The organism is Ornithinimicrobium cerasi, from assembly GCF_003702705.1.
Classification (GTDB): Bacteria; Actinomycetota; Actinomycetes; order Actinomycetales; family Dermatophilaceae; genus Ornithinicoccus; species Ornithinicoccus cerasi.
This window is the reverse complement of record NZ_QZMN01000004.1, coordinates 29,148-43,435: the sequence shown is the minus strand read 5'-3', so window position 1 is coordinate 43,435 and position 14,288 is coordinate 29,148. Positions and strand designations below refer to the sequence as shown.

Sequence of the window (14,288 nt, the reverse complement as noted above, 5' to 3'; positions counted from 1 at the left end):
GCGCGTCAGCGCTCGGCGAAACCCACGAGCCCCTCCCGCGGCGGGTGCCGCTGCACCACGACCCCGTCCACCCGACCGGGCCGGCTGCGCATCGAGACCTCCTCCCGCAGCAGGGCGACGAGCGCGTCGACCTGGTCCGGCTCCCCCTGCGCCTGCACCTCCACGCGCCCGTCGGGCAGGTTGCGCGCATGGCCGACCAGGCCCAGCTCCAGGGCCCGGGCCCGGGTCCACCACCGGAAGCCGACGCCCTGCACCCGGCCCCGCACGAAGATCAGCGCACGCTCCACGCCTCCGACACTACGGTGGGGCCATGGACCTGCAGCACAGCACCAGCCCGGTCTACCCGCCCCTCGTCGACCGCCCGGTCCGCTGGGGGCTGCTCGCGGCCGGGGGCATCGCGCGCGCGTTCGCCGAGGCCGTCCAGCGCAGCACCGGCGGGCGCGTGGTGGCCGTCGCCGCGCGGGACGGCGGGCGCGCCCGGGCCTTCGCCGAGCGGCACGGCATCGAGCGGTCCTACGGCAGCTACCACCACCTCTACGTCGACGAGGACGTCGACGCCGTCTACATCTCCAGCACCCACCCCTTCCACACCGAGCAGGCCCTGGCCTGCATCGCGGCCGGCAAGCACGTGATGGTGGAGAAGCCCGTCGCGCTCACGGTCGCCGGGGCGGAGGCCATCTTCGAGGCCGCACGAGCCCGCCGGGTGCTGGCGATGGAGGCGATGTGGACCCGCTGCCTGCCCGTCGTGCGCGACGTCGTCACGAGGGTCCGCCGGGGCGACATCGGGACGGTCCGCTCCTTCTCCGCCGCCTTCACGGTCCCGTTCCCCTACGACGAGAAGCACCGGCTCTTCGACCTGGAGAACGGGGGCGGGGCGCTGCTCGACATCGGGGTCTACCCGGTCACCCTCGCACACCTGCTCGTCGGTCACCCGACGGACCTGCAGGTCCTCGGCTCGACCGCCCCGACCGGCGCCGACGACCTGGCCGCGCTGCAGTGGATGACGCGGGAGGGTGGCCTCGTCCAGGTGCTCTGCGACTCCCGCAGCCACGGGGCGTCGCGGACGGTGGTCCGGGGCACCCAGGGTTGGATCGAGGTCCACGGACCCGTCAACGACCCCGAGTCCTTCACCCTCCACCGCGGCCACGACAGCGAGTGGGTGGACGGCCCGCGCCACCACTTCCTGCACGAGGTGGACGAGTTCCACCGGTGCCTGCGCTCCGGTCTGGTGGAGTCACCCCTCGTCCCGCACGCGGACACCGTGGCCATCATGACGATCCTGGAGAGCGCCCGGCGCGAGCTCGGGGTGCGCTACCCGCAGGAGGAGGAGCCCCTGCACACCTGACCTACCGGCTCACCCGTGGTCGCGGCTGGCACCGCGGGCAGAAGTGGGAGGAGCGGTTCATGAACTGCTCGCGCAGCACGGGGGTCCCGCAGCGGGGGCACGGTCGGCCGGTCTGGCCGTACACGGCGAGCGAGCGGTCGAAGTAGCCGCTGGCGCCGTTGACGTTGACGTACAGCGCGTCGAAGCTCGTCCCGCCCTGACCCAGCGCCTCGCGCATCACCTCCGCGGCGTGGTCGAGGACCCGGGCCAGGGCGGGCCGGGTCAGCGCGGAGGCGGACCGACGACCGTGCACGCCCGCGCGCCACAGCGCCTCGTCGGCGTAGATGTTGCCGATGCCGCTCACCACGGACTGGTCGAGGAGCACGCGCTTGACCTCGCTGTCCCGCGACCGCATCCGGCGCACCGTCCCGGCACGGTCGAACGCGGGCTCGAGGGGGTCGGGGGCGATGTGCAGGACCGGGGCGGGTATGCCGTGCACGTGCACCCCGTCCGGGGCGCCGCGCTGGTCGGCGTGCAGCTCCGCGAGCGCCAGCCCGCCGAACGTGCGCTGGTCGACGAACCGCAGCTGCGGCCCGCCGTCGGTGAAGTCGAAGCGGGCGTGCAGGTGCTTCTCCGGCGCGGCCGCGGCGTCCTGGACGAGGAGCTGGCCGCTCATGCCGAGGTGGACGACGAGCGCGAGGATGTCGTCCTCGGGGGGTTCGAGGACGAGCCAGAGGTACTTCCCGCGACGGTCCGCGGCGAGGATGCGCGCGCCCACGACCCGGTCGGTGAGGTCGGTCGGTCCGGCGGCGTGGCGTCGTGCCACCCGTGACCCGGTGAGCACGGCACGCGAGACCGTGCGCCCCACGACGTGGTGGGCCAGCCCGCGCCGCACCACCTCGACCTCGGGCAGCTCGGGCACGGGTCAGCTGCTGGTGGCCGGCTCGCCCACGGCACCCACCGCGTCGACCTCGTCCACCCCGTCGGCTGCCTCCACCCCGTCCACCCCGTCCACCGGGCCGGTCGCGGCCGTGGGCTCCACCTCGGAGACCCGCGCGGCCCGCTCGGTGAGGGCGCGCCACGCGGCCTCGGCGGCCCGCTGCTCGGCCCCCTTCTTCGACCGGCCCTGTCCGGTGCCGACGACCTCCTCGTCGATGACGACCTCGGCGGTGAAGGACTTGTCGTGGTCGGGGCCCTCGGACTGCGCTCGGTACTCGGGCACCCCCATCTCGCCGGTCGCGGCCACTTCCTGGAGGCTGGTCTTCCAGTCGAGTGCCGCCCCCAGCGCGGCGCTGCGCCGCATGAGCGGGTCCAGCAGGTGGTGGATCAGCGCGTCCGCGGCCGGCATCCCCGCGGAGAGGTAGACGCAGCCGATCACGGCCTCGGTGGTGTCGGCCAGGATCGAGGACTTGTCGCGTCCGCCGGTCGTCTGCTCCCCCTTGCCCAGGAGCACGAACTCACCCAGGCCCACCGCCCTGCCGACCTCGGCGAGGGCGCGCGAGTTGACGACGGCGGCGCGCAGCTTGGCCAGCCGGCCCTCGGGCAGGTCGGGGTGGGAGCGGTAGAGCGTGTCCGTGACCACGACCCCCAGGACGGCGTCACCGAGGAACTCCAGGCGCTCGTTGTGGGGGACGCCGTCATTCTCGTAGGCGTAGGACCGGTGCGTGAGGGCGCGCAGGAGCAGCGCCTCGTCGCACCGCTCGCCGACGATCCCCTCGAGGATGTCGTTGAGCTCGGCGACGGGGCGCATACGGTCCGCGTTCGCTCAGTCCTGGTGCTCGGTGCGCTCGGCGGCCACGTAGTGGCGACCGGCGTAGGTGCCGCAGGAGGTGCACGCCTGGTGCGGGGTGCGCACCGAGCCGCACTGCGGGCAGGTGGACAGCGCGATGGGCGCAGCCTTCCACTGGGAGCGGCGGCTCCGGGTGTTCGAGCGGGACATCTTCCGCTTGGGAACGGCCACGTCAATTCCTCTTCTCGTCGTCATCGGCCGGTGCCGCCAGGCTGGCGAGCGCCGACCACCGGGGGTCGATCACGTCATGGTGGTGCTCCGGGTCGTCCGCCAGGCGTGCCCCGCACTCGGGGCACAGCCCTGGACAGTCGTCCCGGCACACCGGCTGGAAGGGCAGTGCCGTCACGACCGCGTCCCTCACGACCTCCTCGAGGTCCATCAGGTCGCCGTCCAGCTCGTACTGCTCCTCCTCGGGCTCCGCGTCATCGCGAGCGGGGTGCCCGGCCACCTTGTGGTGGTGGGCCGCCCGCTCGGGATAGGCGAACAGCTCCTGGAACGAGACCGCGAGGTCCTCGCCGACCTCGTCCAGGCACCGCACGCACACCCCGCTCGCCGTGGCCGTGGCCGTCCCCGTCGCCAGCACGCCCTCGACGACCGACTCGATCCGCAGGTCGAGACCGACCTGCTGACCAGCCTGGATGCCGATGACGTCGGTCCCGATGCGCTCGGGCGCCGACAACGTCCAGGAGAGCTCCTTCATGCTGCCCGGCCGGCGGATGAGCTCCCGGGTGTCGACCACCCAGGTGCGCTCCGTCTCGTGCGCAGCCATGATCTCGCGTCCTCGTGTGGATGTTCGTGCGGTCAGGGAACGGTCACGCCCGCTGCGAGACGCAGTGAGACGTCAGACCGACGCACCAGACTAGCCGAGCGGACGCCCCCGACTCAAACCCGCAGTCAGGGCGTGAGCGACCTCAGCGCGCGGAGGACGCCGTCGGGGACCAGGCCGGTGACGTCGCCGCCGTAGCGGTGCACCTCCTTGACCAGGGAGCTGGACACGTGCTCCAGCGACGGGTCGGCCGGGAGGAAGACCGTCTCGACACCCGTGAGGTGGGTGTTCATCCGGGCCATCGGCAGCTCGTAGGCGAAGTCGGTGCCGCCGCGCAGACCCTTGACGATCGCCCCGGCCCCCACCTCGCGGCAGACGTCCACGAGCAGCCGGTCGGCGAAGGCCGCGACCGTGACCTGGTCGCGCACCCGCTCCGGCAGCGACTCCTCGACGAGCTCAAGCCGCTGTCCGACGGGGAACGTCCCCCGCTTGGCGGGGTTGTGCAGGACGGCCACCACCACCTCGTCGAAGATCCGCGCCGCCCGCACGACGACGTCCAGGTGGCCGTTGGTGACCGGGTCGAAGGACCCGGGGCACACGCAGCGGCGGGGAGGCGACGCCATACCCCGACCCTCGCCGTCCGCCCGGGTCAGCTCTCCTCCCCCTCGGCGGGCAGCAGGCCCTTGTCGTGGGCCTCCTGGACGAGGCGGCGGACGTTCTCGACCGAGCCGGCACGCTCGTCCAGGTGCTCGCTGCGGGCCTTGAGGAACGCCTCCCCCAGGCTCCTGCGCTCAGCCTCCGGGACCTCCTCGCGGGCGGGGTTGAGGATGCTCAGCTCCTCCTCGGTGAGGTGGTGCTGCAGCACCTCGTTCATCTTCTCGACGGCGTCCTCGAACTTCTGGGTGTCGGTCCCCCTGGCCTCCAGCAGCGCCAGCAGCGCCTCGTTGATCTGGGCGTGCTCCTCCTCGCCGTGGTGGACCTCCTCGGCGTCGACGTCCTCGGTGCGCTTCTCCAGGCGCGGGTAGACCTGGTGCTCCTCGGCCTCGCCGTGCGCGACGAGCACGTCGGCGAACGCCTCGCGGGCGGCGGCGCGGTCCGCGGTGCTGTCGCGCATCTCGCGCATGAGCGACTCGAAGAGACGGTGGTCCTCGAGGATGAGGTCGACGACGTCACCGGAGACGGGACGGGGGATCGCGTAGTCGGTCATGGGCAGATCGTGGCACCGCGCGGGCGGGGACGCACCTCCGGGGGTCGCGGCACCCCCGGTGGCACCCTCACCCCGGGGTATGCCGCACGGGCTCGGCCAGGTGCAGCGCCGTCTCGCCGTAGGCGCGGGTGCGGAGGTGCGTGAGGCCGGGGGGCCACGTGGGCTGCGGCGACCGGGTGCTGCGCTCGACCACGACGAGGGCGTCAGGGGCCAGCCAGCCGGCGGTGACCAGCAGGGCGAGCACCGCGGCCAGGTCGTCCTCCGCGAGGGGGTAGGGCGGGTCGAGGAGCGCGAGGTCGTAGCCGGGCCCGGCCGGGCCGTGGCGCAGGACCCGGTCGACGGCGGCCGCGCGGACCTCGACGGCGTCCGCCATCCCCAGCTCGCGGGCGTTGCGGGTCACCAGGGCGGCCGTGGGCCGGTGCTTCTCCACCGCGAGGAGGTGCTGGGCACCCCGGGAGACCGCCTCCAGCCCGAGCGCGCCGGAGCCGGCGTAGAGATCGAGCACGCGCACCCCGCCGAGGTCCGTCAGCGCCTCCACCCGGGAGAAGAGGGCCTCCCGGACCCGGTCGGTGGTCGGGCGGGTCTCGCTGCCCCGGGGGACCGCGATGGTGCGCCCCCCGGCGCGCCCGGCGATGATGCGCGTCATCTCCTCACCCCCGCTCCAGGAACGCGGCCCGCTCGGCGTCGAGCCGGTCGAGCTCGCGGCGCAGCGCCGGGAGCGTGACGAGGTCGGGATCGGCCTCGACGGTGGCCCAGGCGGCCTCGTGCGCCTCGACGATGAGGTCCTCGTCACGCGCCAGGCGCAGGAACCTCAGACCGCTCCGACCCCCGCTCTGGGTGGCACCCAGGACGTCACCCTCGCGGCGCGTCTCCAGGTCGAGCCGGGCCAGCTCGAACCCGTCGGTGGTCGCCGCCACCTGCTGGAGGCGCTCGACGGCACCGGGGTCACCCTCGTGCCCCTGCGTGACGAGCAGGCACAGGCCCGGGCGGCCACCCCGTCCGACCCGACCGCGCAGCTGGTGCAGCTGGGAGATGCCGAAGCGGTCAGCGTCGAGCACCACCATCGTGGTGGCGTCGGGCACGTCGACCCCGACCTCGATGACCGTGGTGGAGACGAGCACGTCGACCTCGCCCGCGGAGAAGGCTCGCATGACGCGGTCCTTCTCCTCGCTGGTCATCCGGCCGTGGAGCTCCTCCAGGCGCAGGTCGCGGGTCGCCGGAAGGGCGCGCAGCGCCCGGGCGACCTGGTGCACGCCGTGCAGCTGGGGTCCGGGGCCGGCGACGTCCTCGTCGTCCCCTCCGGCGGCAGGCCCGTCCTCGACGGCGGGGACGGTGGCGTCCGCGTCCGGCGCCGGGGCGCCCTGGCCGCGGGGGGACATCGGCAGACCGGGGCCGACCGTCGACCCCGCCGGCAGGTCGGGGTCGTCCTCGGCCCCGATCCGGGGACAGACGACATACACCTGTCCGCCGCCACGCACCTCCTCGGCGACGCGCACCCAGGCCCTGCCCACCCAGCGCTCCTTCTCCCCCGTCACCACGTGCGTGGTGATCGGCTGACGTCCCCGCGGGAGCTCGCGCAGGGTCGAGGTGGTCATGTCGCCGTAGACGGTCATCGCGACCGTGCGCGGGATCGGGGTGGCCGTCATCACCAGCACGTGGGGGGCGAGCGCGGCCTTGGCCCGGAGGGCGTCGCGCTGCTCGACGCCGAAGCGGTGCTGCTCGTCGACCACGACCAGCCCGAGCTCGGCGAGCTGGACGGTGTCCTGGATCAGGGCGTGCGTGCCGATGACGATGCCGGCCTCGCCCGAGGCGGCGGCGAGCAGGGCCTTGCGGCGCTCCGCCGCGGCCTGGCTCCCGGTCAGGAGGGCCACGCGGGTGCCGTTGTCCATCCCGCCGAGCATCCCCCCCTCGGCGATCGGTCCGAGCATGGCCGTGATGCCGCGGTGGTGCTGCGACGCGAGCACCTCGGTCGGTGCGAGGAGCGCGGCCTGCCCCCCGGCGTCCACGACGGTGAGCATGGCGAGCAGGGCGAGCACGGTCTTGCCCGACCCGACCTCACCCTGCAGGAGACGGTGCATGGGGACGTCGCGGCGCAGGTCGTCGTGGATCTCCTGCAGCACCGCCCGCTGCCCGGCGGTCAGCTCGAAGGGCAGCCGGTCCAGCAGCGCGTCGACCAGGCCCCCCGGCACCGGCGTGCGGGGCACGGCCGGGGTGGCGTCGCTGGCCAGCCGGGCCCGGGCAAGCGCCGCCTGGATGACGAAGGCCTCCTGGTACTTCAGCCGCCAGCGCGCGCGACGGTGGTCGGCCTCGGTGCGTGGGCGGTGGACCAGCGTGTAGGCCTCGAGCAGGTCCGGCAGGCCCTTCCCGACGCGGACGTCCTCGGGCAGCGGGTCGGGGAGGTCGGTGAGGGCGTGCAGGACGAGGTCGAGCAGGTCACCGTGGACGATGGGGCTGAGCCGGGGGGTCGCGGGGTAGACCGGGACGAGCCCCCCGAGCAACCAGCCGCCCGAGGACTTCCCGGTGGGGTCGTCGAGGACGGCGTAGTCGGGGTGGGTGAGCTGGAGCGTCTCCTTGTAGGTGCCCACCTGCCCGGAGCAGACCACGCGGGCTCCGGGGACCAGGCGGTCCTGGTGGCCGAAGGGCTTGAAGAAGGTGAGCTTGATCCGGCCGCCGAACTCGTCGCTCACGGTGACGACGAGCATCCTGCCCTTCCGGGCGCGCATCTGGTGGAGGACGGCCTCGGTGACGGTGCCGACCACGACGACGTCCTCGCCGTGCGGGATCTCGCGGAAGGACGTCGACCGGGCCGGGTCGAGGTAGGTCCGCGGGAGGAAGTTGAGCAGGTCTGCCACGGTGCGCAGGCCCCGTGCGTCCTCGAGGCGCTTGGCCCCGGCTCCGACGACCGTCCGGAGGCGCGTGTCCAGGTCGACACCCATCACTCGACCCCGAGGAGGTAGGGGTAGGTCGGCTGGCCCCCCTCGATGCGGACGACCTCGGCGCCGGCGTGCCGCGCCGTGAGGTCGGACAGGACGGTGTCCAGGTCACCTGGTCGTGCGGTCGCGCCGAGGACCACCGTCAGCACCTCGGCCTCGTCGTGCCAGAGCTCGTCCAGGACGGCCCTGGCCACGGGGTCGAGCTCGTCCCCGACGGCCGTGATGGCGCCGTCGACGATCCCGAGCCACTGCCCCGCGCGGCACGGGCCGACGGGGGTGTCGGCGTCGCGCTGCGCCAGGGTGAGGGCGCCCGGGCGACAGGCCTCGGCAGCCTCGGACATCGCCGTGACGACCCCCCGGACCTCGGCCGCAGGGTCGAGGACGGCGAGCGCGGCGAGTCCCTCCACCAGGGTGCCCGTGGGGACGACGTGCACGTCCAGGCCGCGGAGGGCGGCCTCGTCCGCGGCCGCACGGGCGACCATCACGGTGTCGTGGTCGTTGGGCAGGACGACGACGTGCTCGGCCCCGCAGGCCCACATGGCTGCCAGGAGCTGGCCCGCCGACGCCCGGTGACGGGGACCGGAGGCCACCACCTGGGCACCCGCCGCGGCGAGCAGCGCGCGGACGCCGGCGCCGAGCCCGCAGGCGACCACCGCGATCGGGTGGGCGCTCGGGCAGCGTTCGGGGGCGCCGTCGGGGGCGCCGTCAGAGACTCCGTCGGGGGCGCCGTCGGCCGCCGCCTCGTGGTGGTCGTCGGCCGCCGCCTCGTGCTCGAGGTCGGTCCCGTCCTGGAGCGAGGTGAGCCGCACGTCCTCGACGATGCCCGCGAAGGTCCCCGCCTCGACGGCGAGCCGCGCGTCGTCGAGGTGGACGTGCACCCGGTACTCGGCGGGTCCGCCCGCCACCACCACGCTGCTGCCGAGGCGGTCGAGGTTCGCCCGGAGCCGGGCGGCCCGCTCGGGGTCGGTGTCACGCAGGAGGTACATGACCTCCACCACGCCCCCCTCCTCGCCCACCCCGCCCTGCTCGCCGCGCTCGTCCTGTCCGCCCACCCCGCCCCGCTCACCCGCGTCGACGTGCGCCCCTCGCCGACCGTCGTGGTCGTGACCGGGGTGGCGCAGCCGGTGGTCCGGGACGGGACCGGTGGGCGGGAGCTCCCACCAGGTGGGCAGCTCCTCGACCGCGAGGTGGGGCCTCTCCTCGAGCACCGCCTCCAACGCCTCGATGACCAATACGAGACCGGCGCCACCGGCGTCGACGACCCCCGCCACCCCGAGCGCGGGCAGCAGCTCCGGGGTCTGTGCGAGGGCCTGCTGGGCCTGTTCCAGGGCCTCGCTGACGACGTGGCCCACGAGGAGCTCGTCCCCGGCCTGCCCGTACAGGGGGTGCCCCCGCTCGACGGCCGACCTCGCCCCCTCCGCCGCGGCCCGGGCCACGGTGAGGATGGTGCCCTCCACCGGGGCTGCCAGCGCGTCCCAGGCGGTGCGGGCCGCGGTCTCGAACGCGGCCGCCAGCTCCTCCGGCCCGGCGACCTCGACGTCAGGGCCCACCGCGTCGGAGAGGCCCTTGGTCAGCTGGGAGAGGATGACTCCGGAGTTGCCGCGCGCCGCGAGGAGCATGCCGCGGGCGATGAGCGCGAGGCCCTCGGCGAGCCGTTCGGTGCCGGCTCCGAGCTCGAACTGGCCCCGCACGAACTGGAGGGCCCCGTCCATCGTGAGGTACATGTTGGTCCCGGTGTCGCCGTCGGCGACCGGGAAGACGTTGAGCGCGTCGATGCGTTCCCGGGCCCCCGCCAGCAGGACCCGAGAGGTCACGGCCCAGCGTCGGGCGGTGAGCAGGTCGAGCACGGGACGGGGCACGGGCCTAACCTAGCCCGCGCACCCCGGGCCGACCGCCGGGGCACGGGTGGTGGTCCGCGCGTGTCGGCGGGTCAGGGATTTGGGCGGGGGCGCCGACGTCCGGTACTCTGAGCCGGTTGCCTGGCGGCCGGACGGACGCCGGCTCATCGACCATCCCGACACAGACCAGGAGAACACCGTGGCTGCCACTTGCGACGTCTGCGGCAAGGGACCGAGCTTCGGTCACAGCATCTCGCACTCGCACCGCCGGACCAAGCGTCGCTGGAACCCCAACATCCAGCGTGTGCGCGCGATGGTCGGGTCCACCCCCAAGCGACTCAACGTCTGCACCTCCTGCCTGAAAGCGGGCAAGGTCACCCGCTGACCAGCGGCTGACGCGCTTCGAGCCGGCGACGCCCACGGGGTGACGCCGGCTCTTCGCGTCTCCGGCACGACCGGCGCTCATCCCCCGAAGTGGTCCCAGCCACCCTGAGCGGGATCGAGCTTGTCGCCATCGAGCCACACGCCAGGTCCCTGCCTCGCGTCGGCGTCGACCGCGTCGGCGTCGACCGTGCGGCCGATCACCGTCCAGCCGTCGGGCACGCGCCCCGGGGGGAAGGTGGCCAGCAGCTCGTGCTCCTCGCCTCCGCTGAGGACCTGGGTCATGGCGTCCGCGGGGTCGGCGGCGGGGACGAGAGCCGTCGCCATCGAGCGCAGGGCGTCGTCGTCCAGCTCGAGACGAACCAGGCTCGCCCGGGCGAGACGGTCGGCGTCCCGCACCAGCCCGTCCGAGACGTCGAGCATGGCCGTCGCTCCGGCGCGAGCAGCCTCCGGTCCCCTCTGCAGGTCGGTCACGGGGCGGCGGTGGTGGCTCAGCGCGACGGCCTCGGGATCGGAGCGAGCCGACAGCACGCCCTGACGCAGGAGGAGCCAGCCGGTCCCGGAACGGCCCAGCTGCCCGGACACCGCGAGCAGGTCCCCGGCCCGCGCCCCCGCGCGGAGCACCGGTCGCGTCACCCCGTCCCCGAGCTCCCCGAGCGCGGTCACCGACACCATGACCACCCCCGACGGGGCGGACGACAGGTCGCCCCCCAGGACGGGGACACCTGAACGCCCGGCCGCGCCACCGATCGCCGCCGTGAGCTCGCGCGCCCAGGCGAGAGGCAGGCCTGGGTCGGCCACGAGGGACACCAGCAGACCGGTGCCGACCCCGCCCATCGACGCCAGGTCGGCCAGGTTCTGGGTGACGACCTTGATGCCGACGTCGGTCGCCGATGACCACTCGTCGAGCCAGTCCCGACCCCGGACCATGGTGTCCGTGGTCGCGAGCACCGCGCCCCGACGGACCCGGAGGAGGGCGGTGTCGTCGCCGGGCCCGACGAGGACGTCCGGCGAGACCGGGTCCCCGAGAGCGGCGAAGACCTCCCGCAGCACGCCCGCCTCCCCGGCCTGACCGAGCGAGCCGGGCCCGTACGTCATACCTGATCCTGCTGCCGTGCGGTCACCCCCGCACGGTAGCCTCCGAGGCACAGTCACCAGGAGGCAACAGTGATCAGGGCCTACATCCTCATCCAGACCGAGGTGGGCGCGTCCGCCACCGTGACCACGGCGGTCAGGGAGCTCCCGGGCGTCGAGTCGGCCGAGGACGTCGCCGGCCCCTACGACGTGATCGCCGTCGTCACGGCGCGCACCGTGCAGGAGCTCGGCCGCGAGGTGATCGCCAAGGTCCAGGCTGTGCCCCGGATCACCCGCACCACCACATGCACCGTCGTCGAGTTCTGAGGGTCGCTGCCGCTCTCACGCTCCTCAGCCTGACCCTCGCCGCCTGTGGGAGCGAACCTGCCGTGAGGGCCGTGCCGTTCGGCGAGTCCGACTCCCCCGCCTGCGAGCGGGTGGCGGACTCCTGGCCGGCGCGGGTCGGGGACCTGGAGCCGCGCGTCACGGCCGTGCAGTCACGGGGCGTCGCGGCCTGGGGGGACCCACCGATCGTCGCGCGGTGCGGCAAGGCGCCGCTCGGACCGACCGAGGACCCCTGCATCGACATCAACGGGGTCGACTGGGTGGCGACGGTCCTGGACGACGGCGGGACGATGTTCACCACCTACGGCCGCACGCCCGCCGTCGAGGTCCTCGTCCCGGCGGACTACGAGACGGCGCCCCTGTGGTTGCCCGCCTTCACCGACGCGGCGTCCGCGATCGACCAGACCCTCGGTCGCTGCTCCGCCGTCACGGACTGACCCCCGGCTCCGCACCGCCGTCGTCGGGCTCCTGGCGCAGGAGGTCGAGGAGGGTCGGGTTGCCGGGCCCTGGTCCCGGACGCTCGGCACCGCTCGTCGGGTCGGTGTGGGTCAGGGAGATGCAGGTGTCGTTGTCGGCGTCGGTCCGGCGTCGGCGGTACCGGGTGGCGGGGTGCTCGGCGAGCCCGGCGTAGAGGAGCCGGTTGGCCCGGTCCCGTCGGACGGCCAGGTCGGATCCGGCCCGCAGGTACGAGCGGTAGTCGTGGGTGCGGGTGGCGACGACCTGCCCCAGGACCGTCGTCACGGTCAGGTCTCGACGAGCACCCAGGACGAGGTGCCATGCGCCGTCGGTCTTGAACTTGTGGGGTCGACGGGCCAGGAGGGCGAGGTTGAGCTCGGTGGTCGTGCCACCTGCCCAGCCGAAGGGTGTGACGTGGTCCAGCTCGCCGGCGTGGGCGCCGGTCCGGGGGCCGGGAGCGCGGCTGAGGAGATCGGCAGCCACGACCTGGCGCCGCATGTCGGTGTCCGGCCGGTAGCTGGTGATCGTCCGTTCGACGAGCCTGCCGTCGAGGGGGTCGGTGACCAGCCGGTGCAGGGTCGTGCCCGGCAGCAGCGCGAGCTCGCGGGCGTGGCCGTCGGTGATGAAGAACGGGTGCGGCCCGGTGGCCAGTCCCACCCTGCCCCGGGCGCGCCAGCTCGGGGGGAGGGCGCACTGGTCGGGTTCCGCCCGATCCTCAGGAGGGTGGTCGGGCCCAGTGGCAGAAAGAATGTCGGGCCCGACGCCGGCAGGAGGGTGGTCCGACCCGGCGCCAGACTGACTGTCGAGCCCGGCGGCACGACCCGCAGGTGCAGTGGCTGAGGTGTCTCTCAGGTCCGACGGCTGGCAGCAGCGGACACAGATCGGGAACCCGCCGGACAGCGCGCTGTAGGGCACCACCACCTGGAGCTGCACCACCGGCTGGGCGTTCAGGACGCGGGTGAGGTGCGCCAGGTCGTCCGGGGCGAGGACCTCGTCCACTCCCCCACCGCTGTCCCGGCCGTCCCTGTTCCCGCTGTCGTCGGTGTGGCCGTCACCCGACGTCTCACCGTCCCGCCCCTCCTCGTCAGCACGCAGCGTCGGAGTGTCGTTACCGGTATCGGCGTCCCGACGACCCTCCGCGCTGCGGGAGGTGTCGTCGCCCCCGGGGAGGGGGATGGTGCCGAAGATCAGCAGCGCGGTGGCGGTGTCCGACCTGAGCTGGTCAAGCGTGCGCTCGTCGCCGGCGCGCCGCAGCACACGCGCGGCACGGTCGAGGCGTTGCCCCGCCGCCACGACCCCGGCGGCCGGACCGCTCACCCGCAGGGTCGCCGTCCCGTCGTCGTGCACGCGCACGGTGGCCCGTCGCCGGGCGTACGCACGCATCCGGCGGGCCCGCTCACCGGCGACGTCGGCGGAGGCGCAGGCGGTCACCTCGGTCTCCAGGGCCGTCGCGAACCCCTGGTGCCCCCACGGCCTCCCATGGAGGTCTCCGTGAGGGTCCAGCCTCTCCGACGACGCGACACCCTTGACGTCACCCATCAGCGCGGTGGCGACGAGTAGTCGCTGCTGGTTGCTGAGCCCGGAGGTCGAGTCGTGGAAGCAGCGCACCAGCGGCCAGGAGACCTCTCCCCGCCGCAGCGCGGCGTCCACGACGGCACGCACCGGCACCTCCGCGGTCGCGGCGCGCACCAGGGTCCGGGCCTCGGTCACGCCGAACCCGGCCGCCAGCTCAAGCTCGGCGCCCGCCAGCGACCGGGACTCCGACGCCACGGATCGTTCCTGGCCCTGACCCAGCTGGACGCCGACCAGTCCCCGTCGGGCGAGCACCTTCTCACGCACGCTGCGCACCAGCGAGGCCACCGTGTCGATGAGGTCGGCATCCTGAGCCGACCTGGCTGCCGCGAGCCGGCGCAACGCCAGGACTGACGGATCCACGCGCGTCTCCCCGGGCCACGTTGCCGGTGACATGGCCGGCGACATGGCCGACGGAGAGGGCGACGAGGAGGACGTGAAGCACCCTCTGGCTCTGAGGATCCGCACCCCTGACCCGGCACGCCGTGCAGCACGCTCGCGGAGCTGCGCCGAGGGGGCCCGCCCGTAGGCATACCGGCCGCGAGGTCCGGACATCGCGCCCGACAGCCACGACGCGGAGCTGCTCGACCCACGACGCGCGCC

The 14,288-nt window shown here is 74.1% G+C and carries 16 protein-coding genes; 4 read left to right on the top strand and 12 right to left on the bottom strand.

Features of this window, described 5'->3' with window-relative positions:
- Positions 1-5: 5 nt before the first annotated feature.
- Positions 6-287, bottom strand: coding sequence for an acylphosphatase (locus D4B81_RS05575; RefSeq protein WP_122261492.1), 282 nt, complete (start codon positions 285-287; stop codon positions 6-8).
- 23 nt (positions 288-310) lie between these two features.
- Between D4B81_RS05575 and D4B81_RS05570 the strand changes: the two genes are divergently transcribed.
- A complete protein-coding gene (locus D4B81_RS05570) occupies positions 311-1,345 on the top strand; it encodes a Gfo/Idh/MocA family protein (protein WP_097187851.1) in 1,035 nt (344 codons plus the stop codon).
- 1 nt (position 1,346) lies between these two features.
- On the opposite strand, the gene mutM is transcribed toward D4B81_RS05570, so the two are convergent.
- From mutM to D4B81_RS05525, 9 genes are all read right to left on the bottom strand, one after another.
- On the bottom strand, positions 1,347-2,246 hold the full coding sequence (mutM, locus tag D4B81_RS05565; protein ID WP_122261491.1) for a bifunctional DNA-formamidopyrimidine glycosylase/DNA-(apurinic or apyrimidinic site) lyase: 900 nt from the start codon (positions 2,244-2,246) through the stop codon (positions 1,347-1,349).
- 3 nt (positions 2,247-2,249) lie between these two features.
- Positions 2,250-3,074, bottom strand: coding sequence for a ribonuclease III (gene rnc, locus D4B81_RS05560; protein WP_122261490.1), 825 nt, complete (start codon positions 3,072-3,074; stop codon positions 2,250-2,252).
- A gap of 15 nt (positions 3,075-3,089) precedes the next feature.
- Entirely contained in the window at positions 3,090-3,284 is a 195-nt protein-coding gene (gene rpmF, locus D4B81_RS05555) for a 50S ribosomal protein L32 (protein WP_097187854.1), read from the bottom strand.
- A gap of 1 nt (position 3,285) precedes the next feature.
- Positions 3,286-3,882, bottom strand: coding sequence for a YceD family protein (locus D4B81_RS05550; RefSeq protein WP_122261489.1), 597 nt, complete (start codon positions 3,880-3,882; stop codon positions 3,286-3,288).
- A gap of 125 nt (positions 3,883-4,007) precedes the next feature.
- Positions 4,008-4,502: a pantetheine-phosphate adenylyltransferase gene (coaD, locus tag D4B81_RS05545; RefSeq protein WP_122261488.1), complete on the bottom strand. Its 495-nt coding sequence runs from the start codon at positions 4,500-4,502 to the stop codon at positions 4,008-4,010.
- 26 nt (positions 4,503-4,528) lie between these two features.
- Positions 4,529-5,086: a hemerythrin domain-containing protein gene (locus D4B81_RS05540; protein WP_122261487.1), complete on the bottom strand. Its 558-nt coding sequence runs from the start codon at positions 5,084-5,086 to the stop codon at positions 4,529-4,531.
- A 67-nt stretch (positions 5,087-5,153) separates the two neighbouring features.
- The gene (gene rsmD / locus D4B81_RS05535) at positions 5,154-5,732 is read right to left on the bottom strand and encodes a 16S rRNA (guanine(966)-N(2))-methyltransferase RsmD (protein ID WP_122261486.1); all 579 of its coding nucleotides are present in this window, start codon (positions 5,730-5,732) and stop codon (positions 5,154-5,156) included.
- 4 nt (positions 5,733-5,736) lie between these two features.
- A complete protein-coding gene (locus D4B81_RS05530; protein WP_122261485.1) occupies positions 5,737-8,022 on the bottom strand; it encodes an ATP-dependent DNA helicase RecG in 2,286 nt (761 codons plus the stop codon).
- Positions 8,022-9,878, bottom strand: a complete 1,857-nt coding sequence (locus D4B81_RS05525; protein WP_122261484.1) for a DAK2 domain-containing protein — start codon at positions 9,876-9,878, stop codon at positions 8,022-8,024. The genes D4B81_RS05530 and D4B81_RS05525 overlap by 1 nt, the downstream gene beginning before the upstream one ends.
- A gap of 178 nt (positions 9,879-10,056) precedes the next feature.
- Between D4B81_RS05525 and rpmB the strand changes: the two genes are divergently transcribed.
- Positions 10,057-10,242 carry a 50S ribosomal protein L28 gene (rpmB, locus tag D4B81_RS05520; protein WP_075958444.1) on the top strand — a complete coding sequence of 62 codons (186 nt, stop codon included), beginning with the start codon at positions 10,057-10,059 and terminating at the stop codon, positions 10,240-10,242.
- A 77-nt stretch (positions 10,243-10,319) separates the two neighbouring features.
- On the opposite strand, the gene thiL is transcribed toward rpmB, so the two are convergent.
- On the bottom strand, positions 10,320-11,336 hold the full coding sequence (gene thiL / locus D4B81_RS05515) for a thiamine-phosphate kinase (RefSeq protein ID WP_122261483.1): 1,017 nt from the start codon (positions 11,334-11,336) through the stop codon (positions 10,320-10,322).
- 69 nt (positions 11,337-11,405) lie between these two features.
- Between thiL and D4B81_RS05510 the strand changes: the two genes are divergently transcribed.
- Both D4B81_RS05510 and D4B81_RS05505 read left to right on the top strand, forming a co-directional pair.
- Entirely contained in the window at positions 11,406-11,639 is a 234-nt protein-coding gene (locus tag D4B81_RS05510) for an Lrp/AsnC ligand binding domain-containing protein (RefSeq protein ID WP_097187862.1), read from the top strand.
- Positions 11,618-12,094 (top strand): DUF3515 family protein, encoded by a 477-nt coding sequence (locus D4B81_RS05505; protein WP_122261482.1) that lies wholly within the window; start codon positions 11,618-11,620, stop codon positions 12,092-12,094. Before D4B81_RS05510 ends, D4B81_RS05505 begins: the two co-directional genes overlap by 22 nt.
- Here D4B81_RS05505 and D4B81_RS05500 read toward each other — a convergent pair.
- Positions 12,084-14,048, bottom strand: a complete 1,965-nt coding sequence (locus D4B81_RS05500; protein ID WP_161965000.1) for a hypothetical protein — start codon at positions 14,046-14,048, stop codon at positions 12,084-12,086. The two genes, D4B81_RS05505 and D4B81_RS05500, sit on opposite strands and share 11 nt — an antisense overlap.
- Positions 14,049-14,288: the final 240 nt, after the last annotated feature.